General features: G+C 59.6%; 16 protein-coding genes and 1 pseudogene. 7 read left to right on the top strand and 10 right to left on the bottom strand.

Annotated elements, in window-relative coordinates; genetic code table 11:
- Nucleotides 1-2: 2 nt before the first annotated feature.
- Genes BGI01S_RS12995 through BGI01S_RS12985 form a run of 3 tightly spaced genes read right to left on the bottom strand, consistent with a single transcriptional unit; the run spans nucleotide 3 to nucleotide 4,679 of the window.
- Nucleotides 3-1,370 carry a lipocalin-like domain-containing protein gene (locus BGI01S_RS12995; RefSeq protein WP_232624464.1) on the bottom strand — a complete coding sequence of 456 codons (1,368 nt, stop codon included), beginning with the start codon at nucleotides 1,368-1,370 and terminating at the stop codon, nucleotides 3-5.
- A complete protein-coding gene (locus tag BGI01S_RS12990; RefSeq protein ID WP_042325873.1) occupies nucleotides 1,370-3,940 on the bottom strand; it encodes an FtsX-like permease family protein in 2,571 nt (856 codons plus the stop codon). Before BGI01S_RS12990 ends, BGI01S_RS12995 begins: the two co-directional genes overlap by 1 nt.
- Nucleotides 3,930-4,679 (bottom strand): ABC transporter ATP-binding protein, encoded by a 750-nt coding sequence (locus tag BGI01S_RS12985; protein ID WP_042325872.1) that lies wholly within the window; start codon nucleotides 4,677-4,679, stop codon nucleotides 3,930-3,932. Before BGI01S_RS12985 ends, BGI01S_RS12990 begins: the two co-directional genes overlap by 11 nt.
- A gap of 685 nt (nucleotides 4,680-5,364) precedes the next feature.
- Between BGI01S_RS12985 and BGI01S_RS12980 the strand changes: the two genes are divergently transcribed.
- The 5 genes from BGI01S_RS12980 (at nucleotide 5,365) to cyoD (ending at nucleotide 11,133) form a co-directional block, all read left to right on the top strand.
- Nucleotides 5,365-6,924: an NADH-quinone oxidoreductase subunit M gene (locus BGI01S_RS12980; protein WP_042326040.1), complete on the top strand. Its 1,560-nt coding sequence runs from the start codon at nucleotides 5,365-5,367 to the stop codon at nucleotides 6,922-6,924.
- Between the two features lie 368 nt (nucleotides 6,925-7,292).
- A complete protein-coding gene (gene cyoA / locus BGI01S_RS12975; RefSeq protein WP_042326038.1) occupies nucleotides 7,293-8,186 on the top strand; it encodes a ubiquinol oxidase subunit II in 894 nt (297 codons plus the stop codon).
- 2 nt (nucleotides 8,187-8,188) lie between these two features.
- Nucleotides 8,189-10,174 carry a cytochrome o ubiquinol oxidase subunit I gene (gene cyoB, locus BGI01S_RS12970; RefSeq protein WP_042325870.1) on the top strand — a complete coding sequence of 662 codons (1,986 nt, stop codon included), beginning with the start codon at nucleotides 8,189-8,191 and terminating at the stop codon, nucleotides 10,172-10,174.
- The gene (gene cyoC / locus BGI01S_RS12965) at nucleotides 10,174-10,791 is read left to right on the top strand and encodes a cytochrome o ubiquinol oxidase subunit III (RefSeq protein WP_042325869.1); all 618 of its coding nucleotides are present in this window, start codon (nucleotides 10,174-10,176) and stop codon (nucleotides 10,789-10,791) included. Before cyoB ends, cyoC begins: the two co-directional genes overlap by 1 nt.
- Nucleotides 10,792-11,133: a cytochrome o ubiquinol oxidase subunit IV gene (gene cyoD, locus BGI01S_RS12960; RefSeq protein WP_042325866.1), complete on the top strand. Its 342-nt coding sequence runs from the start codon at nucleotides 10,792-10,794 to the stop codon at nucleotides 11,131-11,133. It abuts the gene before it with no gap.
- Between the two features lie 150 nt (nucleotides 11,134-11,283).
- Here cyoD and BGI01S_RS12955 read toward each other — a convergent pair whose 3' ends face one another.
- A complete protein-coding gene (locus BGI01S_RS12955) occupies nucleotides 11,284-13,341 on the bottom strand; it encodes a capsular polysaccharide export protein, LipB/KpsS family (protein ID WP_042325864.1) in 2,058 nt (685 codons plus the stop codon).
- Nucleotides 13,342-13,346: 5 nt separating this feature from the next.
- Entirely contained in the window at nucleotides 13,347-14,495 is a 1,149-nt protein-coding gene (locus BGI01S_RS12950) for a glycosyltransferase family 4 protein (protein ID WP_042325863.1), read from the bottom strand.
- A 515-nt stretch (nucleotides 14,496-15,010) separates the two neighbouring features.
- On the opposite strand from BGI01S_RS12950, the pseudogene cysC reads away from it, so the two are divergent.
- Together cysC and BGI01S_RS12940 are read left to right on the top strand one after the other, a co-directional pair.
- Nucleotides 15,011-15,604, top strand: a pseudogene (cysC, locus tag BGI01S_RS12945) (adenylyl-sulfate kinase); the annotation flags it as partial.
- 278 nt (nucleotides 15,605-15,882) lie between these two features.
- Nucleotides 15,883-17,043, top strand: a complete 1,161-nt coding sequence (locus tag BGI01S_RS12940; RefSeq protein ID WP_042325861.1) for a polysaccharide biosynthesis/export family protein — start codon at nucleotides 15,883-15,885, stop codon at nucleotides 17,041-17,043.
- A 329-nt stretch (nucleotides 17,044-17,372) separates the two neighbouring features.
- On the opposite strand, the gene BGI01S_RS12935 is transcribed toward BGI01S_RS12940, so the two are convergent.
- From BGI01S_RS12935 to BGI01S_RS12915, 5 genes are all read right to left on the bottom strand, one after another.
- The gene (locus BGI01S_RS12935) at nucleotides 17,373-18,410 is read right to left on the bottom strand and encodes a sulfotransferase family 2 domain-containing protein (protein ID WP_157004159.1); all 1,038 of its coding nucleotides are present in this window, start codon (nucleotides 18,408-18,410) and stop codon (nucleotides 17,373-17,375) included.
- A gap of 68 nt (nucleotides 18,411-18,478) precedes the next feature.
- Nucleotides 18,479-19,498 carry a WavE lipopolysaccharide synthesis family protein gene (locus BGI01S_RS29550; protein ID WP_084585350.1) on the bottom strand — a complete coding sequence of 340 codons (1,020 nt, stop codon included), beginning with the start codon at nucleotides 19,496-19,498 and terminating at the stop codon, nucleotides 18,479-18,481.
- A gap of 92 nt (nucleotides 19,499-19,590) precedes the next feature.
- Complete coding sequence (locus tag BGI01S_RS12925; RefSeq protein ID WP_042325858.1) at nucleotides 19,591-20,307, bottom strand: glycosyltransferase family 2 protein; 717 nt, start codon at nucleotides 20,305-20,307, stop codon at nucleotides 19,591-19,593.
- Entirely contained in the window at nucleotides 20,264-21,877 is a 1,614-nt protein-coding gene (locus tag BGI01S_RS12920; protein ID WP_042325856.1) for a glycosyltransferase family protein, read from the bottom strand. The genes BGI01S_RS12925 and BGI01S_RS12920 overlap by 44 nt, the downstream gene beginning before the upstream one ends.
- Complete coding sequence (locus BGI01S_RS12915) at nucleotides 21,871-22,245, bottom strand: HAD family hydrolase (protein ID WP_042325854.1); 375 nt, start codon at nucleotides 22,243-22,245, stop codon at nucleotides 21,871-21,873. The genes BGI01S_RS12920 and BGI01S_RS12915 overlap by 7 nt, the downstream gene beginning before the upstream one ends.
- Nucleotides 22,246-22,356 lie beyond the last annotated feature (111 nt).

The following is a 22,356-nucleotide window of genomic DNA, read 5'->3' as shown; positions in this document are numbered from 1 at the left end:
CTTCAGCGCCTGCCGGTCCGCAACGCGTCCGCGTAACCCGTCAGCTCCAGATAACCCCGTCCCACCTCAGCCCCTTCGCGATTCACCCGCACCGCGCCTTCCCAGTACACCGCCCCCGTTGATTGCCGCGAATCGAGCTCCTGATCGTCCATTAACGGATCGAGTCGCCACATCAGCGCGCCCGTTTTAACGCTCATCGATACGGGATACGACGTGTTCGTGCGCGGAGAGCGCCATGTGCGAACCGGCGTAAAGTCGACCTGATTGGGGTCGAACGTAGTCACCCGACCCATAGCGTCGCGAAGGGCTGCATGCGCCCACATCGAGTGTCCGTTGCGTCCGCGTACCTTGAATGCCATCAGGGCCGAGCCGTCGACGAGGTTGGCGCCCAGCCAGTCCCATCCGACCGCATCGGCGTCGAGCAGCGTGCTCGACCACTCATGATCCAGCCACGCCATTCCGGTCACAGTGGTCTCTCCATGCGACGATGAACTCCCTCCGGCATTCGGGCGCACCACATTGCCACTCACGCGCAATTGGGGTTCGCTGTAGTAATAGCTCGCCTGTTCCGGTCGCGGACCTTTGCGCGAATAGCCACGCTCGCCCTGGATCAGCGGCGCTTGCGTTGGCGTCAGTGTGAGATGTAGCGAGAATCCGTTCGTATCGACATTGACGTTGTAGTGGCCGTCCGCAGCGCGAATGATTTTCCATGCGTCGAGCTTGACGTCGGTATTGGCCGGCTGCGCATAAGCGAGCCCAAATCCTTGGCGGCCGATGCGCTGATCATGGGCCAGGTGCCCAACCACGGGATCGCTCAACGCGGCGTGCGCAATGATCAACTGCGACGGCGCGAAAGCGCTCGGATCGGCGGCGTCGTGGCCCGTTGCAGAGCGAAAAAAAGTGATCTGGAAGCCCAGCGGCTGATGGTCCGGTGTCGTGAGCCAACCCGTCGCATACCACCACTCGGTGCGAAAAGCCGCATGTGCGCCGCTGTCTTGCGACAACGTGATCGGATGGTCCGGCGTGACAGCGGCGAATCCGGCGGCCTCGCCGAATGCGGACACGGACCCGGCCGACGCAGCGAGCACGCCGATGCCAAGCAAGCGGCGAAGGCGAGGGCTGAACCGGTGCAGATCCCTCGCACTCGCGCGAACAATCGACGTCCCGTACGCGGGGATCGCCTTCGCAGCGCAAGACGCACTCATCTTCCGCATCACAATTGCAAACGGAGGCACAAGTCGGCGCAGCACGACGCTAGGCGCACCGGCCGCATCAAGGCGCGCTACTGCCGCGCAGGTCGCCTCCTGTGCTGACTCAAGCACCGATTCCCGTACCGCCTCCTGCGCCGACTCATGCACTAACTCCCCCATCACCAATCCTCCTTCACCGCACGCACCGCATCCACCGACACCGCGCTGCGACCCGCGATCACTGCCGTCGAGCACGACGAAGCCAGCATGACGAGCGCAACCGTGCCCAGCACCGTCCAAGGCACGTGCAGCGACATGCTCCAATGGAACGACTGCGGATTGACGACGAACACCAGAATCAGACTGATCGCAAAACCGAGCACGAAGCCCAGCGCGATGCCGCACGCCGTGAGCATGCCGCCTTCGAGCGCGAGAATGGCGAGAACCTGCGCGCGGGTCACGCCGACATGCCGCAGCATGCCGAACTCGCGGGCTCGCGCGAGAGTCTGCGCGGAGAACGTCGCCGCGACGCCGAACAGTCCGATGACGATAGCGACCGCTTCGAGCAGATAAGTGACCGCGAAACTCCGATCGAAGATCACCAGAGTTCGCGCGCGAATCTCGCCCGGTTCGGACAGATCCAGCGACGCGCCGAAGGGCAGCGCGCGCAGCGCGGCAATCACACTTTCGACGCGCGTCCCCGGCACGACGGTCACGGCGACATCCGTCGCGCCCGTATCCGCGCTCAGGCGCCGGTAATCGGCGAGCCGTATCTGGATCGCGCCGCTCTGCCGCACATAATCGCGCCATACGCCGGCCACGACGAACACATGGGCATCACCACCGAGCGGCAACTTCACACGCTGACCGAGCCGGTATCCGTACAGGTCGACCATGGCTTCGGATACCCAAACAGGTATTTCACCGCTGCGCAATTCGGAAGGCGGCAATACCGCGCCGGTCATCTGCAGATTCGCGCCCGGATCGGCAGCGTCGATTTCGCGCGCGAGCACGGCGATCTCGGGCCGTGCCGGATCGAGCGTCAGATGCGAGGTACGGGCAAACGCGGCGCTCCGGATACCCGGCACGGCGGCCAGCAGGCGTTGCTCGTCGGGCCGCAAGCCGGCCGTGTCGCCGTTCGGCGCCACGCGCACATAGAGATCGGCGGAAAGCAGATGGACCAGCCAGTCTTCAACCGACACCCGGAAGCTCGCCACCATGATCGCCATCGCGACGATCAGCGCGAAGCTCGACAACACGCCGCCCATGGCAATCGACGCGTGACCCGGCGCATTCGCCAGACGCGCCAGTGCGAGCGTGCTCGCGGCGCCCGCGTGCCGGCGCCTCGCGAACAGACGGTCCGCCGCGCCGAATATCAGCGCGGTGACGCGCGGCATGAGCGCGATCCCGCCGACCAGCAGTAACGCGACGGCGCAATAGCCGCCAATCGGCGCGTCGAACAAGGGCGGCAACTGCGTGAGCACGCCGGCGGCCGCGAGGCATAGCAGCGCAGGCCAGGGCGTGGCCAGCCGCGCCAGCGCGCCTTCTTCCGCGCCCGCCTTGAGCGCCGCCGCGGGCCGCGCGCGCGCCGCTTCCAGTGCGGGCGCGAGACTTCCCAACACCGCCACCGCAATGCCGAGCGTCAGAAACAACGCACTAGCCAGCGGTTCGAGACCGACTTGCGGCTGCACGCCGGGAAAATAACCGCCGCCGAGATCGCTGCCGAAAAAATGCAGCGCGCCGCTCGCCATCGCATAGCCAATCGCGAGCCCCGACAACGAACCGAGCAGCCCCAGCAGTGCGCCTTCAAGCAGGATCTGTCGCAACAGTTGGCCGCGTGTCAGTCCAAGCACGCGCAACATGGCAAACTGCGCGCGACGCCGCACGACGCCCAGCGCCTGCGTCGAAAACACGAGGAAAGCGCCGGTAAAGAGCGCCACCAGCGCGAGCACGTTCATGTTGATCCGATAGGCTCGCGACAGGCGATCGGTGCGGCTTTCAGCGTCGCGCGTTTCGGCGACCACCCACTGGTCGCCAAGCTGCGACTGAAGTTCGCGCTTGAAGCGTTGCCGGTCGATGCCGCGCTCGAGTTGCACGTCGACCCGCGACAGCTTGCCGACCTTGTCGAACTTCCACTGCGCGGCGGCAATATCCATCACCGCGATTCGCTGGCCCGGACGGGTTCTCACGAGGCCGCCCGCCACGCGCAGATGCACGATGGACGTGCCGCTTTGGAGCGCGACGTCGTCGCCGGCTTTGACGTTCAGCCATTGCTGCGCGGCCGACGATAGGAACACGGTGTCGGATGCGAGCGTATCGAAAGGCCGATCCGGCGACGGCACGCCGGTCAGGTCCGGCGCGATCCGGCTTGCCTTGAACACGTCGATGCCGAGGACCGGCAACGCCGCGTTGCGGCCCGGCACGCTGACATCGAGGGCGAGCACGGGGCTCGCCAGCGTCACGCCGGCTTGCGTCGCGAGGCGCGGATAGACGGACTCGTCGAACACAGGCTGCGCGCCGCGCACTTGCAGATCGGCTTCGCCCGAGAGACTGCGAGCCGCCGCCGAGAATTCGTTGAAGGCCGCGCTGTTGATCAGCTGCACCGCGTAACCGAGCGCGACGCCGAGCGTGATCGTCGCAACGGCGACCAGTGCGCGTCCGCGATGGCTGCGCCATTCGGCGCCCAGAAGCCAGCGCGCAAGCACGCGCTGTCCGCGCATGCGCAGCAGGGGGCGGACATCAGCGCGCATTGTCGGCCGAGCGGGCGGGGGTGTCGCGCGAGAAAGGATCGGCGGAAAGCGCGTGCTTCGCGGGCGACGCATGCAAGCCGCCGTCGCTCAGGATCAGGATGCGGTCGGCCACGGCCGCCGCGGCTTCCGAGTGCGTCACCATGATCGTGGCCGCACCGGTCGCCTTGCTTTGCGTGCGGAACAGGCTGAGCACTTCGTGCGCGGTATCGGGATCGAGGTTGCCGGTCGGTTCGTCGGCGAGAATCAGTTTCGGACGATGCACGAGCGCTCGCGCAATCGCCACGCGTTGCAGTTCGCCGCCCGAGAGTTGGCGCGGAAAGTCGTCGCCGCGACCGCCGAGGCCGACCGCCGCGAGCATGTCGAGCGCGCCGGCAGTCGGCAATTCATTGAGCAGCAGCGGCAGCGCAACGTTCTGGGCGAGTGTCAGATGGGGCAGCACGTGAAAAGCCTGGAACACGAAGCCGAGTTTTTGCCGGCGCAGACGCGTTGCCGCGTTGTCGTCCAGTTGTGCGACCGGACTGCCGTCGATGATCACGTCGCCGCTATCCGCGCTGTCGAGTCCGGCGATCAGGTTGAGCAGCGTTGACTTGCCCACGCCCGAATCGCCCATGATCGCGACGAATTCGCCCGGCCCGAGAGTGAAGTCGAGGCGCGCGAGTACGACGCGTCCCGCGCCATATTGCTTGCTCAGCCCGCGGCATTCGAGTGCGGGAACGACAGCTTCGTCACGAAACGCCATGCGGTATCCGAAAAGTGTGGCCGGCGAAGGGCGGTGTCTGGCGGCGTATCGAGTGTGCGTTGTCGGACGAAGATTCGCCGGGAATTCGCCGAAGTATATTCGGCTTCTGTAAGCGATGCGGAAGCAGCGCATGTCGCTCGGACGCGATGAATCGCTACCGGCAGGCATCGAATCCCGCCAATTTTCCAGCGCGACGATAAGGCTTATTTAGAGTGTCGGACCAAAAAAATTTCCTGCTCGTAAACGGGCGAAATTTTTGCCAAATCCTCCGGAGTTCGATTCCGCAGACAGTTGGCATACGCACGATCCGTTCCACCGCGGTGGGCGATTGGACTCGTTGCGGCAAGAGTGGCTAATTTGCCGGTAATTGTTAGCTTCTGTTTATAAAATTCGCCGCTCGGAAAGCACGTAGACGTGCTTGTGCAAACGCACATTTTTATGCGATTCGCAAGCCTGTGTTGGGCAACAATGTATTGCCAAGGGCATTGCAGCGTTGTTGCGCTGCAAAAGTGTTCTTATCTTGGTAATCTCCCACCCTTGGTCATTCGACTGCGGGTAAACGTGAAGCGGACGCCACCGTTTCCACGTCAATTTCAGCGAAATCAAGCTTACATATCCATTTCAATGCTTTCTCTTTTGAAGGCGTTGATGCGGCGTTTTGTACTTCAAGTTTTTGACAGAGCACATGCCATTGCCTCTTCTAAGCCTTCTCATCTGGATCCCTATTGTCGCCGGGCTTGTCGTTTTGCGTGCCGGATCCGACGCGGCACGTAGTCGCACCCGTTGGCTCGCGCTCGTCGGCGCGGTCGCAGGTTTTCTGCCGGTGATTCCGCTGGTCGCGAATTTCCGCAACGACGTCACGTCGATGCAATTCGTCGAAAACGCCCGCTGGTCGCCGACGTTCGATATCGCCTGGCATGTGGGCGTGGACGGGATTTCGTTGTGGCTGGTCGCGCTGACCGCGCTCACCACGATCATCATCGTGGTCGCGTCGTGGCAGTCGATCACCGAGCGAACCGCGCAGTACTTCGGCGCGTTCCTGATGTTGTCGGGCTTCATGCAGGGCGTCTTCACGTCGATGGACGGCATGCTGTTCTTCATCTCGTTCGAAGCGACGCTGATTCCGCTGTATCTGCTGATCGGCACGTGGGGCCATTCGAACCGCTCGTACGCCGCGGTGAAATTCTTCTTCGTGTCGTTCCTTGGCTCGCTGATGATGCTGATGTCGATGCTTTATCTGTACAGCCAGACGCACAGCTTCGACCTCGCGCTGTGGCGTGAAACGCAACTCGGCACCGTGCCGCAGATGCTGATCTTCCTCGGCTTCCTCGCCGCATTCGGCGTGAAGGTACCGATGTGGCCGGTGCACACGTGGCTGCCCGACGTCCACCTCGACGGCCCGACCGGCGCCGCGGTGATGATCGGCATGTTGAAGTTGGGCGGCTACGGCCTGCTGCGTTTCGCGCTGCCGATCGCGCCGCAAGCGAGCCACTTCTTCGCGCCGATGATGATCACGCTGTCGCTGATCGCGGTGATCTATTCGAGCCTGCTCGCGCTCGTGCAAACCGACATGCGCCGCCTGCTCGCGTATTCGACGATCGCGCACATGGGTCTCGTGACGCTCGGCCTGTTCGTGTTCAACCGCATTGGCCAGGCCGGCGCGATCGTGCAGATGCTGTCGTACGGCGTGGTATCGGGCGCGATGCTGCTGTGCACGGGGATGCTCTACGACCGCACGAAGACCGCGTCGATCGCCGAATACGGCGGCGTCGCCAACACGATGCCGCGCTTTGCCGCGTTCGTGATGCTGTTCTCGATGGCCAACATCGGCCTGCCGGGCACGTCGGGTTTTGTCGGCGAGTTCATGGTGCTGATGGGCGCGATCCGCTTCAACTTCTGGATCGGCGCGATCGCCGCATCCACGCTGGTGCTGAGCGCGGCCTACACGCTGTGGATGTACAAGCGCGTGATCTTCGGCGCGATCGCCAATGCGCGCGTCGCCAAACTGAAGGACCTCGGCAATCGCGAGTTCGCGCTGCTCGGCGCAATGGCCGTGCTGGTGCTGGCGATCGGTCTGTATCCGAAGCCCTTCACCGATGCGATCGATCCGTCGGTCGGCACGCTGCTCGCGCAGTCGGAGCGCCCGGCTCATCCGTCGGACGACGCTGCGCCGGTTGACGGCGGCGAGCATCTGCAGGCGGCTGCACCCGCACCGGTCGCGACGGCGGTTCGTACGCCGGGCTGATCTCAGGAAGTGTGGTGCGGTTGCAGCATGCGCGGTGGCGGATGCGGCAACCGCTCATGCGCCTCACGCGCTGCATGCATTCCCTGAGCACATCTCGCGCGGCGTAGCCAATTAGGCCGCGTCGCGTTTCAGTGCTTATTTAAAGGGACTTTTCTGGTGCGTCAATTTCTTAGTGCTTTGTAGTCGGAGCATTTCAACCCCCGCTTGCGCACAGGTGTGCGGCAACGTGTCGCACCGTGGTGCGACGCAATAGATCGTTGCGAAATCGAGGGTTTATCGCCGATCAACGTGCCCCTATTATGCGAGCGCTTATTAATGGAGAGCGGTCGAATGACGTTCGTTGAAGTCGTAAAAAAGAGGCAATGGATATGAAAGGAAAGACTCTGCGAGGGTCGATCAGTTTCCTATCCGTCGGCCTCATGTTGCTGCTTTCGGGTTGCAGCAACCTCGATATCCTGAATCCGAAGGGGAGTGTGGGTCTGGCGGAGCGCGATCTGATTGCGACGTCCACCTGGGCCATGCTAATTGTCGTCGTTCCGGTGATCTTCCTCACGCTGCTGTTCGCGTGGCGTTATCGCGCATCGAACAAAAGCGCCGAGTACCGTCCGAAGTGGGTTCACTCGACCGGTATCGAAATCGCCGTCTGGACGATTCCGACGCTGATCATTCTGTTCCTGGCCGTGTTGACGTGGAAGAGCACACATGAGCTCGATCCGTATCGTCCGCTCGAGTCGCAGGTCAAGCCGATCAACGTCGAAGTCGTCGCGCTCGACTGGAAGTGGCTGTTCATTTATCCCGACCTCGGTATTGCGTCGGTGAATCAGCTCGCGATCCCGGTCGGTACGCCGGTGAACTTCCGGATTACCTCCGACACGGTGATGAACTCGTTCTTCATCCCGCAGCTCGGCGGCCAGATCTATGCGATGGCAGGTATGCAAACGCGTCTGCATCTGATCGCGGACGAAGCCGGCGACTACGCCGGTACCGCGGCCAACTTCAGCGGCAAGGGCTTCTCGGACATGAAGTTCCGTACGCTCGCCAAGTCGCCGGAAGAGTTCAACGCATGGGTTGCGAAAGTGCGCGCGTCATCGGACACGCTCAGCATGGACCGTTACCACGCGGTCTCGGCGCCGAGCGAGAAGGATCCGGTGCGCTACTTCTCGTCGGTCGATCCGAAGCTCTTTCACAACATCATCGCCCGCTACAACAACGGTAACGTCATGGACAACATGAAAGACGCCAATTGCGGGCCGAAGGGATAAGCATGTTCGGAAATCTCTCACTAGAATCGATCCCGTACCACGAGCCCATCATCATGGTGACCGCTGCCGGGATCGCCCTCGGCGGTGCGCTCGTTCTGGGTCTGATCACCTATTTCGGCAAGTGGCGCTACCTGTGGACCGAATGGCTCACATCGGTCGACCACAAGAAGCTGGGCGTGATGTACATCATCGTCGCGCTCATCATGCTGTTCCGCGGCTTCGCGGACGCGATCATGATGCGTACCCAGCTGGCGCTGTCGTATAACGCGCCAGGCTTCCTGCCGCCGCACCATTACGACCAGATCTTTACCGCGCACGGCGTCATCATGATTTTCTTCATGGCGATGGCGTTCATGGTCGGCCTGATGAACATCATCGTGCCGTTGCAGATCGGTGCCCGCGACGTCGCGTTCCCGTTCCTGAACTCGTTGAGCTTCTGGATGACCGCGATCAGCGCGATTCTGATCAACATCTCGCTGGTGATCGGTGAATTCGCGCAAACGGGCTGGCTCGCCTATCCGCCGTTGTCCGAATTGCAGTTCAGTCCAGGCGTCGGGGTCGACTATTACCTGTGGAGCTTGCAGCTCTCCGGTATCGGCACCTTGCTGACGGGCGTGAACTTCTTCGTGACGATCGTCAAGATGCGCGCGCCGGGCATGACGTTCATGAAGATGCCGGTGTTCACGTGGACCGCGCTGTGCACGAACGTGCTGATCATGGCGGCGTTCCCGATCCTGACCGTCACGCTCGCGCTGCTCGGTCTGGACCGTTACCTCGGCATGCACTTCTTCACGAACGATGCCGGCGGCAATGCGATGATGTACCTGAACCTGATCTGGGCATGGGGTCACCCCGAGGTGTACATCCTGATCCTGCCGGCGTTCGGTATTTTCTCGGAAGTCGTGGCGACCTTTGCCAAGAAACCGCTGTTCGGCTACAAGACGATGGTGTGGGCGACCTGCGCGATCATGGTGCTGTCGTTCCTCGTGTGGCTGCACCACTTCTTCACGATGGGTTCGGGCGCTGACGTCAACGCGTTCTTCGGTATCGCGACGATGGTCATCGCCATTCCGACCGGCGTGAAAGTGTTCAACTGGCTGTTCACGATCTACAAGGGTCGTCTGAAGTTCACGACGCCGATTCTGTGGACCATCGGCTTCATGGTCACCTTCACGATCGGCGGTATGACCGGCGTGATGATGGCGATTCCGGGCGCTGACTTCGTGCTGCATAACAGCCTGTTCCTGATCGCTCACTTCCACAACGTGATTATCGGTGGCGTGCTGTTCGGCTACCTGGCCGGTTTCAACTACTGGTTCCCGAAGGCTTTCGGCTTCAAGCTGAACGAGGCGTGGGGCAAGGCATCGTTCTGGTTCTGGCAGATCGGTTTCTGGGTTGCGTTCACGCCGCTGTATGTGCTGGGCTTCATGGGCATGACGCGTCGTCTGAATCACTACGACAATCCGGATTGGCATCCGTGGCTGATGTTCGCGTGGGTCGGTGCGGTGCTGATCGCAATCGGTATCGCTTGCCAGGTGGTGCAACTGGTGGTCAGCCTGCGTGACCGCAACAAGCCGGAAAACCGCGACCTGTCGGGCGATCCGTGGGACGGTCACACGCTGGAATGGGCCACGAGCTCGCCGCCGGCGTCGTACAACTTCGCGATCATTCCGGACGTGCGTGAACTGGACGCCTTCGCTGAAATGAAGTCGCGCAAGGATCAGCCGAAGCCGGTCTATCGCGACATTCACATGCCGTCGAACACGTCCGCGGGTCTGGTCGTGGCCGTGTTCTCGCTGGTGCTGGGTTTTGCCGCTGTGTGGCACATCTGGTGGCTCGCGATTGTCGGTCTGGTCGGCTCGATCGCTACCGTGATCGTCTACAGCTGCCAGAAGAACGAAGGCTTTTACATCCCGGCCGCCACGGTCGCGGCGATTGAAGAGAAACGCTCCGGTGCCGGTGCGCCGGTCGCGTTGGAGGTGGATTGATGTCAAACAACACGCTTACGGCCGACGCGCATCACCACGATGCGCATCACGCCGATCACCCGCCGTCGCATTCGGTATTCGGCTTCTGGCTGTACCTGATGACCGACTGCATCATCTTTGCGTCGCTGTTCGCGGTGTTCGCGGTGATGAGCCACCAGTTCGCCGGTGGCCCGACCGGTAAGGATCTATTCGAGATTCCAGGCGTGGCGCTGGAAACGACGATGCTGCTGCTGAGCAGTATCACGTACGGTTTCGCGATGCTGGGCGCGCACAAGAACCGCAAGGGCGCATTGCTCTTCTGGCTCGGCGTGACGTTCCTGCTGGGTCTCGCGTTCCTGGTACTGGAAATGCGCGAGTTCTCGCACCTGATCGCCGAAGGTGCAGGTCCGAGCCGCAGCGCGTTCCTGTCGTCGTTCTTCACGCTGGTCGGCACGCACGGTCTGCACGTCACGTTCGGCCTGCTGTGGATGGTCGTGCTTGCCGTCCAGGTGATGGGTCACCGCGACCTGACCGAACGCGACATGATCCGTCTGACGTGCCTGAGCCTTTTCTGGCACTTTCTGGACGTCGTGTGGATCGGCGTCTTCACCTTTGTCTATCTTGCGAGCGTGATCTAAATGGACCATAGCCATAACGCACACTCAGCACACTCGGGTGGAAGCCACGGCAGCTTCGGCAGCTACATGACGGGCTTTGTGCTGTCCGTCATTCTGACGGTCGCGGCGTTCGGCCTCGTGATGACGGGGACGTTGACGGGGCAGAACGCGCTGTTCGCGATCGCGGCTCTCGCGCTCGTGCAGATCGTCGTGCACCTGGTGTTCTTCCTGCACATGAATACGTCGTCGGAGCAGCGCTGGAATGTGACGGCGTTTGCTTTTACCGCGTTGACCGCTGTTATTGTGATCGGCGGGACGTTGTGGGTCATGCATAACGTTAGTATGAATATGATGTCGCGGTAAGCGGAAAACGCTTTAGCCGCAAATGAAAAGCCCCGCGAGACGGAAGTCTTGCGGGGCTTTTTCATGGCTGTCTGAAACCGTTCCGGGATCCGTGGTTGGCCGCAAGTTGTGCCGCACACGCATTCGCCGTGGGTGAAGGTTTTGGTTGTCTCACTTCGAGTATGACGTGAATCTTTGCTGGAAACGCCATACCGCATGCAGGAGCCCGTTGCGGGTCCAGCGAAGGGCTTTCAGTAACGGCCGCATCCGGTTGCCGCGCACCTTTTTGAGCGGCCGGGCGGCTTGCGGTGCGAGCTGCTCAACCACGGCTTCCGGCGTCGTGAAAAGCCGCGTATTCCAGTCGAAGTAGAGCGGGTAGCGCAGCAGCACGCCCGCGCACAACATATCCAGCGTCAGCGTGCGATGCCGCCACGGCACCGGCGCGAGCGCGTCATGTGTGAGCCCCCAGCCTGCGTAGAACGGCAGGCCGTAGGTGAAGACCGTCTTGCCGCGCAACAACGCATCGAAGCCCGCGAGCGACGACAGCGTGTGGACTTCGTGCGCCGCATCGACGAGCGACAGCAGATCCGCTTCGGTGTCGACGACATCCGCGAGTAACTGCGCGTCGATCAGGCCGTTGCGATTGCCCGACAGAACATCGGGATGTGGCTTGTAGACCACGAATGCATCGGGACGCAGTCTGCGCACTTCGCGAAGTAGTGCGTCGGCAGTGCCGATCGCGCGCGTGCCGAGGCGAATCGAGGCGTCGTCGGCGACTTGCCCCGGAACCAGCACCACGTGCTGGCCCGCCGGAGCGCTCCAGCTCGGGCGGCGTCGGCCAAGGTTGTATTTGGTGACACCGAGTTGCACGACCTTGCTGCGCAACGCCGCGGCGCGAGCCAGCTCGGCTTCGCTGAACTCCGTTTCGTTGAGCAGTACGCTCAGATCGCTCGGCTGGCTGGCGTCGAAATAAAGGCCGCGACGATCGATCACCTGACTGCGCGGCGCGATCATATCGGAGCCGAGACCCGTCGAATGAAAGAAGCCGTCTTCGATTCTGACGCGGCGTACGTCCGGGGCGAGACCGTCGGCGCTGCGCGCGCCCCATAGCACCGCGCATTCATTCGCTCGCACGGATTGCGGCGCGTGCGTCCAGCGCAGTGCGCCATCACCAGCGCCGATGTACGGCGTCGCAAACGGACGCTTCCACCACTGGAAGCGCAGCGCCGCGACCTGTCGAAGATCGCTGAAACATTGCTGGACCGCTTGCTGCAGTTCGATGCTGTCGAGCAGATCGTCGAGCGTGCCGGGTGCGTGCGTGGCTGGATTCAGGTAGCGCGTGAAGCGCACGAATACCGTTTCGAATAACGCTGAGAGCGTGGGGCGGGCGGTGCGCTCTGGAAAACGCAACTCGTCGTGGGTCAAACCCCAGCCTGCGTAATACGGCGCGCCGAACACATGCAGTGGCACGCCGGCCAGCAATGCCTGCATGCCTTCCGATGCGGCTAGCGTATAAACGTGATCGACGTGGGGTAGCGCCGCGCACAACGATTCATTTTTGGCGATACGGCGGGTGCCGGACGGGATATCGTCCGCGAGTTCGGAAAGCCAGCGCCCGCGGCCAGCGGCGTCCGATCGCGCGAGCCAGAATTCGGCTTGCGGATGAGCTTCGCGCGCAGCTTGCAGCATCCGCGTAAAGGCTTGCGGTGAGTGGCGAGTGGGAATGGCGCAGAGCCGGTTGGAGCGCATGCGCTCGTCGATCAACAGGACGCGCGTTGTGTGGCTCGCTTCGAGCAATGCGACCGGGCAAGCGGTGTGCGATCGACGAAGTGTCGATGCACGGCTGCGCGCAAACCGTTTCATCAGTCGCTCGATCTCGACCGTGCGCAAATCGCCGCTCGGGGAGTCGTGCTCGATTGACGTGGCAAGCGCTGAATTTAGTGCCGAAGCGAATGCTTCGGCGCTGGCGTCGAGCAGCGGCATGGCGAGCCATGACAGCAACGGCGAGCCGACGGGTCCGCGCGACCACACCGGCCCGGGCCACGCGGCACGCATATTTTTTCCGCACGGACGCGCGAAGCGCAACGCGACGCGCCCGTGCCAACGATCGATCCACAGATATTCAGACCGCTTGCTGAACGTGCTGAGTGTGCGCCAACCGCGCGTGATAGCGCGCAGATCGATCGCCCGACTTTCAAGTACCCGTTCTTCTGCGCCGCGTTGCTTCATTTCATTTAACGCAACGTCTCGAGAAAGCCGTCGACGCGCTCGAAATGCTCCGCCCAGGTCGGCTCTCGAAAGCGTTCGATGCGCGTCAACTGGGCAGCGCGCTCGGGGCTATCCGCGCGAGCGTAGGCGTGAATGCGCGCGCGCCAACCGGGGCCGTCGAGCGGGTCGAGGTAGTCGGGAATGTCGTCGGCGATTTCGTGGAAGACGTCGAGATCGCTCGCGAGTACCGGCACTTTCAGCGCGAGTGCTTCAGCGAGCGGCATGCCGTAGCCTTCGACGAACGACGGGAATAACAACGCCTGTGCGTGCTGCAGATAAGTGTGAAGCTGCTCGTCGGAGCAGTGTGCTTCTTCTATCACGACGCCTTTCAGACTTTCGCAACGCTCCAGCATATCGACGACGTTTTCGCATTCCCAGCCGCGGCGGCCGATGATCAACAGCTTGGGTGCGGCCGCGCCTAGCTGTTCTATCAGACGGCGCCACACGTGCAGGATGAACCAGTGGTTCTTGCGCGGCTCGATGGTGCCGAGCATGACGAAGTAGGGGGCGGGGAGCGGGCGTGGTGTGGGATGACTATGACTGACGCCTGACGCCAGGTGCGCGACCACGGTGGGAGGGAGCGGAAGGCTGGCGCGTTGCGCTTCGACCGCGAGCGAGTCGAGGGTGGCCTGGGAGTTGGCGATCAGGCCGCTGGCGTGCTTCAGCGCGGTCTGGATGCGGTGACGATGCGTTGCGTCGACGCCTGGGCGGCAATATTCGGCGTGGGTCAGCGGGATCAAGTCGTGAACCATGAACACGGGACGAATCTGGCGTCGTGCCATCGCGCGGTAATAGCGGCTGAATTCCATCCCGTTGTGACTTGTGTGCAACAGAATTCCGTTGAGTCTTGTTTCTCGCAGACGATTAAAGCAGGCGCGGGCGATTAATGCGCGGATTGAAGTTTTATTTCGAGTGGATGAAAGTACAGCATCAAACGTTTGCTGTGAACTGCGTTCCGTTAAAACGGTGGAGAATCCGCGTTCGCTCAGGACTGCGCGTGCTCTGGCGCCGTATTTTTCTATGTAAGCGAGGCCGACGCGATCTACGCCGGTGGGCAAGAGGCCGTCATATAGGCGATTGACGAGTCGCGTGACGTCCAGGAAGATGGTTGACACTGAAGTAGTTGCGGTAGTAGCTTTCGCGACGACCGGATGGTCGCTTTAATGGGGGCTTTTTTATTGCAGCGTCCCATTCTACCCGACTGCGTGAGACAATTCGCGCCGGCGTCTTGTAACAACTGGGTAATGCTGGGGGCGGCTACCACTGCACGACATTATTGTCGTTGTGTCTGCTCAGCTAAGGAGCTTATTGGGAGGCGTGAATTCGTCTCTTATCGACGATCGCATGCACGATTCTGTGAAAAGCGCAGCAGCACAAAGCGTTTTGATGAGGATGGGGAGGCCGCCGTGCAGGCTGGCCGCGATACCATCAGGTGGTCAAGCCGGGGGGCCACGATGCCGACCTCTGATATCTGGCCTGGAGATCATGTCGAACCAAAGTAAAGCCTGAAAGACTGACCATGCTTACGCGACGTGTACTTCGGATACAACTATTAATATATCTGAGAATGATGGAAACGAGTTCTACCGGTCCCGTAGTCCCGATGTCAGCGTTGGTGCCCGGTGCACATCGGGCATCCATGAAACAGCAGCGTCCGTTGGTCGTTTGGCTTACTGGCATGTCCGGCGCGGGCAAATCCACTCTGGCGTGTCTTCTCGATAGCGAGTTGCACGCTCTCGGATTTCACACATTTCTTCTCGACGGCGACAATCTGCGCCTTGGTTTGAACAACGATCTGAATTTCTCCGACGCGGGGCGTAGGGAAAGTATCCGACGGGCAGCCGAGGTTGCCCGCTTGATGGTCGACGCTGGGCTGATCGTGATCGCTTCGTTTATTTCCCCGTTTCGAGCGGACCGGGACGCCGCCCGGGCGTTGTTCGCTAGCGGTCAATTCTTCGAGGTTCATGTGGATGCGCCGCTTGAGGTGGTCGAGGCACGTGATACCAAGGGTCTTTATAAAATGGCCCGCAGCGGTTTGCTGGCAAAGTTTACGGGAATCGATTCGCCCTATGAGGCGCCCATCAATCCTGAGCTACGTCTGAATACGGATAAACTGAGCCCGGAAGATGGGCTGCGGCAAATTCTGGCCGCACTTGGATCGCTCAGCACCGTGGCGGACGAGGCGCGCGCTGGCCACAAGCCGGGGCATGCAGGTCACATGTGAATATTGCCGCATGTGCCTGCATGTGGCTCGTGTTTTCAGGTGGCATTAACTGAAAGATGGAATAGCGGCTATCTGAAAAAGGTCATGTGCCAATGCGACGCGAGGATTTCTCATTGCTCATGTCGCGCTATGGCAAATCGCCTGGCGCACCAACACCATACGCTTGGCAGCGATGTTTTTCGGGCTCAACTGCGCGAAATTTTCGACGCATTGTGCTATTCAGCCCGGCAGCGTGAGACAATTTGTGCCGAACTTAATTACTAACTCGTGCAATAAAAATGTCGCGTCTGTACTGTCATGTTTTTTTTGCTGCGGTTACTCTGGCTTCGCTTGGCGGTTGCTCGAGTATTCCGACTTCCGGCCCCAGCAGTTCGCAGATCAACAGGGCTGCCGCCCCAGCTAATCCTGCAGGCATCCAGATCGTCGATGTTACCGACGACGTTGCTCGCAAGCTCTTTGCTGAGCGAAACGTAGGCGATTTCTCCACTAGTCTGGGCACTAATACATCATTCCAGCAACAACTTGGCGTAGGCGACACGATTGAAGTGTCGATCTGGGAGGCGCCGCCCGCAACGTTGTTCGGTGCCTCTCAAGTGGATTCAAGGGGCGGTGCGAGTAACGCACGCGTGACAGTACTTCCGGATCAGACCATCGACGGCGATGGCAAGATCAACGTGCCGTTTGCTGGCGAATTGAGAGCGGTGGGACGCACGCCGTCTGAACTGCAACGCGATATTGCAGCGCGGCTGAAGAACCTCGCGCACGATCCGCAAGTGCTCGTAAAGCTTTCGCGCAACGCAACATCATACGTCACCGTGGTGGGCGATGTAACGACCAGTAACCGGATGCCGTTGAGCGCGCGAGGTGAGCGCCTGCTCGATGCATTGGCTGCGGCAGGTGGTGTTAATCAGCCAGTCGACAAAATCACAATTCAAGTTACGCGTGGCGATACGGTTGTTTCGTTGCCGCTCGAAACGGTGATTCGCGATCCTCGCCAGAATGTTCCGCTGCATGCCGGCGACGTTGTCACGGCGCTGTTCCAGCCGTTCAGTTTCACCTCGCTTGGTGCGACTGGCAAGAATCAGGAAATCAACTTCGAAGCCCAAGGCATTACGCTTGCGCAGGCCTTGGCACGGTCGGGCGGGCTGGAGGACTCCCGCTCGGATGCCCAAGGTGTGTTCATTTTCCGTCTCGAAGACGCCAAGGCTCTCCAGTGGCCTAACTCGCCTGTGCGCACAACCGCAGATGGCAAGGTTCCTGTGGTGTACCGCGTGAATCTACGCGACCCGAATTCGTTCTTCGTCGCGCAGAGCTTCATGATGGACAACAAGGACTTGCTGTATGTATCGAATGCGCCGATTGCCGAAGTTCAGAAGTTCCTGAACGTAGTGTTCTCGGTTGCCTATCCGGTTATTACGGGCGTTCAGACGTTCCGATAATTTTTGTTATAGACGGAAGGCGCGAGGCGAGGAGTGGGCGTACTTCCTCGAACTTGCTCTGTCTGCCGAACTTGCGGCTATTCATCCGGAGATCTTCTCTCCACCATGTCGGGATGCCGTGTACCCCGTTTCAAACCGAAATGTTGACTCATCAGCGGTGAGGCAACATTTCATCCGCGCCGCCATCTCAATTCAGAGGCGCAAGGGTACCCCTTTGGAATCGCGGTCGCGGCTCGGGTCCGACCTTCAACATCAGACCGAGACATTGGATCGCGTCATCAGTTATCCGAGGCAACCTGGCCCATGCCTCGGACGAACTCGGCAAAAACTTAAGCGTCTCTCCAACTGTCGCGCTCGTAGTTGAAGAATTCGAAGTCGCGCTTATAGGTTTCATAGACAAGTTGCGCTAGTGCCTCGTCGTACTGCAACGACTCGGCGCCATGCAGTCGGTCTTTGCTCGTGTTCTGCTTCGACTCGGACGACCACTGAACGCCGAGATCATCAGCAAAGACTCTTGTCAGATCGTCGGTGAAACTTTCGAGTCGTACGAGTTTGAGGTTGGGTACGATGTCAGCGGCATTCATCGCCAACTGCGGCCGCCAATGTGTATCGGAAGGCGCGGTCGGACTGCAGACGAAACGAACGAATGCACTGAACGATGCTACGCCATTGTTGCTGAAGTCTTCCCGGCGATAGTTTCCGCTCCGCATCTGATGGAACAGAATTTCCCGACGGATGAAGTTCGTGTATTCCCGCTCGCTCGCTCGAGACGCGGCGACTTTGTCCCGATAGCAGGACTTGAGACGCTCATACGGGTTGCGGCAAAAGGTCACCCACAAGCAGTCGCCAAGGATGTGCTCAGTAATATCCGTGCGCAGAACGTCGAAGGAGACATTGTGCGTCCAGTCGAATTCGGATGCGCGCGCATCGTGGTGGTAACGCTCAACTGGCAACTCAAGTACGCCAGGGTACATCAGATCGATCAACGCCTTCTTTAATGAAGTGCAACCAATCTTTTCAACATGCTTGAAAAAGACGTTCGGCCGTGGTGTGCGCAGCACACCCGCGCTGAAAAGGTCGTCGGCGAACGGTTGGCTTGAGATCAGTCGCATCGCCTCAGCACCCTGCGAAAGCCGGCGTCTTTCCGGCATGACGCGAATGATTTCGCCGATGGTCGGGACCGGTTGCGCGACAAAAGATGCTGCCAATGCGGGTGCGGGTTCTGGCACAGCGGCAATTTGATCGGGCGCCTGCTCGATGTATCCGGGCAGCACGATCTCAGACGAACCCGGCTCATGCGCATGGAGTTGCGGGTTTCCTGCCGCTTCTGGTGCGGATTGACTCGATGAATTTGACGATGTATTCACGGATTTAGATGGAGTGGAGCATGCGAGGAAAACCGCTTGTTAACTTTGGAGAGATTGGTAGCCCGGGCTTACTGCATCGCCCAGCGAAGCGCCCGGCCGGCGATAGCGTCGAACTTGTGTGAGTACCAGATCGAACCGAACGGATCGATGAGCTTCGCGCCAGCCCGCACGCGTGCTTTTTGCCGCACTCGCCTCATGCCGGCCTCATATAGTGCAGAGTCGACTTTTGTCGGGTTGAACTTGTCGACATACATGCGATACCAATCGAGAAACATGATGCAATTCATCCACTGCATCTTGGATTCGTACGCCCAGAAATATTTCGGGAAACACAGACCCGACTGCCACGGATCCAGCACGAGTAGGTGCCGGGCCACAAAATCATCATGCCCGGCGAGTATGTGCTGGGGGGTGTCATTGTGAAACTGGGGAATCGAATAGCCGAACTGTTTGGCGTACGTCGCGCCGAGATATTGCTCCACAGCGAGTCGGGCACGAAACTTCTTGTCGAGATACGACGAGTGTTTCGCAAATTTATGCGTCTCGTAATAAGCCGCATCTGCAACTGTCATGTTGGGTGCGGACCAGTACTTGAGCAACTGTTCGGTCGTCGAAAAATGAAACCAGTCGCTCACGTGATACGGCATATGCTCGAACACGGTCGGATCCAGCGTGAAGAAAGCGCTCGTCACGATGCGATCCGCTGCGTTCGGATCGGAGGCGTACGTATTATATGCCTCAAGAAAACCAGCATGTTCTAGAGAACAGTCGGTGCGCAACTTGATCGCGTAGGGTGTCTTGACCTGCTCCAGGCCGGCACGTGAGCTGACTAGTTGCCGGTTCAGATTGCTTGGCTTGTCATCGAACTTGACGCCCGGCAGCGAGCCAGGGTCTTTTGAACGGACTACCAGGTCGATGGGCGCTCCATCTGGAATCTCCGTCCCTTCCCATGTCGATAGAATGATCTTTGCATTCGGAAGCGTGGAGCGAGTCACATTGGCGAATTTCAGAAACGAGTCACCATTTGCTGACGTGAAGGGGGTGACGCTTCCCTGAAAGACGATCGTGATATCTGACGTTGTAATCATGCTGAGGGCGCATAAGAATGTCGAAGCGATTCATAAGGTGTGTGGGATCAGCCGCACTTACAGAATCGGAAAAATTGGAGCGAAGCAGAATCTTATTTTTGCCAACGCTTTCGCAATACCTCAAACTCATCGGGCGTGCCGCAAAAATCGATATCCGCCGGGCCGATCAAGTCGTACTTGATAGTCGCGCCAGATCCGATCAGGTGGTTGTACAGCGGAGCAATGTAGAACTCTCCTTTTACCGTTGCATCGCTTTTCATCGCGTGCTCAAGGGCTGCGTCAAAATCGCTGCGGCGCTTGAAGTAATACAGTCCATCGCTGCAGAGGTTTGAGATTCGTTGCTTCTCCGTGGTGCGAGTGACATTTCCGTTCTCCCCCGCTTCGACGAATGACCAGTGATCACCTTCACCTTCGAATACTTCGAGGTATCCATCGCAGGCTTCGGTAAATTCGGGCTTGCGGTACCCGTGGCGAAACGTGTCGATATTGAAGATGTACAAAGGTTCTTCGTCGGCGGTGTCGCCAAGACCCAACGACACCGTTTCGGCCTGGCCGCGCGTGTCGCGCGGCAAAGCCACGATGCGATAGTCCGCGACGTCGAGCCGCTTCAGCTCACTTTCCACGAAAGCCGGCGTGTCGTAGTCCTGCCGCGTGACGAACGTGAAACGATCACTCTTGAAATAGTGTTCGAAGCTTTTTACAGCGCGGGAAAATACCGACTCCCCCGCGAGTTCGAGTTGGAACTTGGGTTTGGTGAAACCAGCCTTAAAGAACCGACTGCTCAGTCCGACCATGGGGATGACGATCAAGACTTACCTCCGAGGGAATTTCCAAATATTGGCTATACAGGCGCAATGCATTGACGAAAAGCGCTTGCTGTCTTTGCGGTTGATCCGCGTGAAGCGGCAGCATGGACAGGAAGAGCAGTACCGTATGCGGCATTACTTCGGCAAACGACACACCAGGAATCAGTTGGGCGTTGACAAATAATCGTTGAATCGCAATCAGGCGGTCATCAAGGTCAAACTCGATCTTGCTGCCGCCGTCTTTGTTGATCAGTCGGTAACGTCCCGCGATGATAAAGTCGTAAAGGCCGATAAACGAATGACACAACTTCGCCAGATCGTACTTCTGGTCTCCGTAGACGGTCAATTTTTGCGTTTGGCTCAATCCGCGCGGATCGACAACCTTAATGCTGTCTCCACGTGAGTCAAAGAGCACGTTGCTGAAGCAAAGATCGCCGTGTCCGATCGCCAGCACGGGGTTCGACGCGCAGGCTAGATCGATACATTGATTGGCGATCTCGCTAACGGAGGGAAGCGTAAGCAGGCCGTATTTCATTGGCACGTCTAGCTGAATGCCGCTAACCTTCGAAAACTCACTCAGGCGTGCGAGTGTTTTCTCGCGATAGAGCATCCGAGCGTCTTCAACGACTCTCGCCGAATCACTATCGGTCTGGCGGCTTTCGCGTGCGGTACGAAAGAACTCTTCGAGCAACGCCACAATGCGAGACCAGAAAAATACCGGATTGTGCCCGTGAACGAATATTTCGTTCAGTGGCGTCATCGGCAAGTATTCCAGCGTGTAGTACGTTGCGCCGTCGGCGTCTGTGCCGGAGTCGATTAATTGCGGAGCAAAGCGGCGCATGCTGACCGGTAGATTGGCGAACCAGTGCGCCTCCGCCTCGATTTTGATCGCTGGCTTTCCACGCTTGGTCAGTACGCCCGAGCGGATATCGAGCGAATTGAACGAGCGTTGTGTCGTAATGCTGGCGCGCGACTTGAAATACGTGTTCACGTGACCAAGGTCGTGCCACTGTCGAATAATGCGGAGCGGCAGGTTGTGCGTTTCAGCGTAGATGCGGACTGCGCGTACGAAATCGCCCTTTGAGAGCGCTAAAGCCCTGACGAATGAACGGATATTCGAGAACGCGAAATAACCACACCATACAACCTCGTTGCCTTCAGCGACACTTTCCGTTTCCCACGCGTAGTCATCGTGTGTTTCAGCGACTCCAACTATGTCGGTTTCCGGGGGAAATTCGCTGATTAGCGTGTCGCCGTGCAGCAGGGCGACTGTGTCGCCGAGTGTAGGGGCGCTGTTCAACACGTAGAGCAGCGAGTCGACGAGTCCGAATGTCTCTGGCACGGCAACGCAATCGATGTTCAGCGAGTTCAACAACGCTCGTTCATTGATGGCCGGGCGAAATGTATCCGGCAAGGTCAGCGTGATCTTCTTGTCAGGGAAGGCTTCCCGCAGCCGGGCGACCTGATGCTCGATCAGCTTGCGGTTTCCGATCGGCAGCATGCATGGGGGAATTTTGCCGAACTCGACCTGAAACTCGGGCGTGACGTAACCTCCGGAGTTGATGATCAGCATTTCGTGACTCCCACAATGCGCTTTATCTCTTCGTACGATTTGTTGATAAATTCGTCGGGGCGGATTGCCTTGTCATCAACATAAAAGCCTTCAGTACCGCACCAGGGTTTGCCGACGTAGATTTCGTCGTAGGGCACCGCATGCTGATTCAGCCATGCGACGATGATCGGCAGGGTCACGGCGGTAATCTTGCCGACGTTGCCCTCGAATGTGCGCATGTTGCGGCTTGTCGAAATGGCGATCTGAAAACCCATATCCCGATATTCGCGAAGGCGTTGGATGACTTCAGGATTTGGGGCCGAGTCGGTGTAGTTGCCGTCACGAGTCGAGCAGATCGTGTCATCGAGGTCCATGATGATTCGTCGCATGTGGTCGAATATCTCGCTTTAATCGTTGAGTGATATGGTTCTTAACCAGGTCGCCGTGTGGTGGACTACTCTGCCTGCCCAGTGACGCCGCGTGTCTTTTCTTAACTTGAG

This window comes from Paraburkholderia ginsengisoli NBRC 100965 (assembly GCF_000739735.1).
Classification (GTDB): domain Bacteria; phylum Pseudomonadota; class Gammaproteobacteria; order Burkholderiales; family Burkholderiaceae; genus Paraburkholderia; species Paraburkholderia ginsengisoli.
The sequence above is the reverse complement of the archived record's forward strand: the minus strand, read 5'-3'. Positions and strand labels throughout refer to the sequence as shown.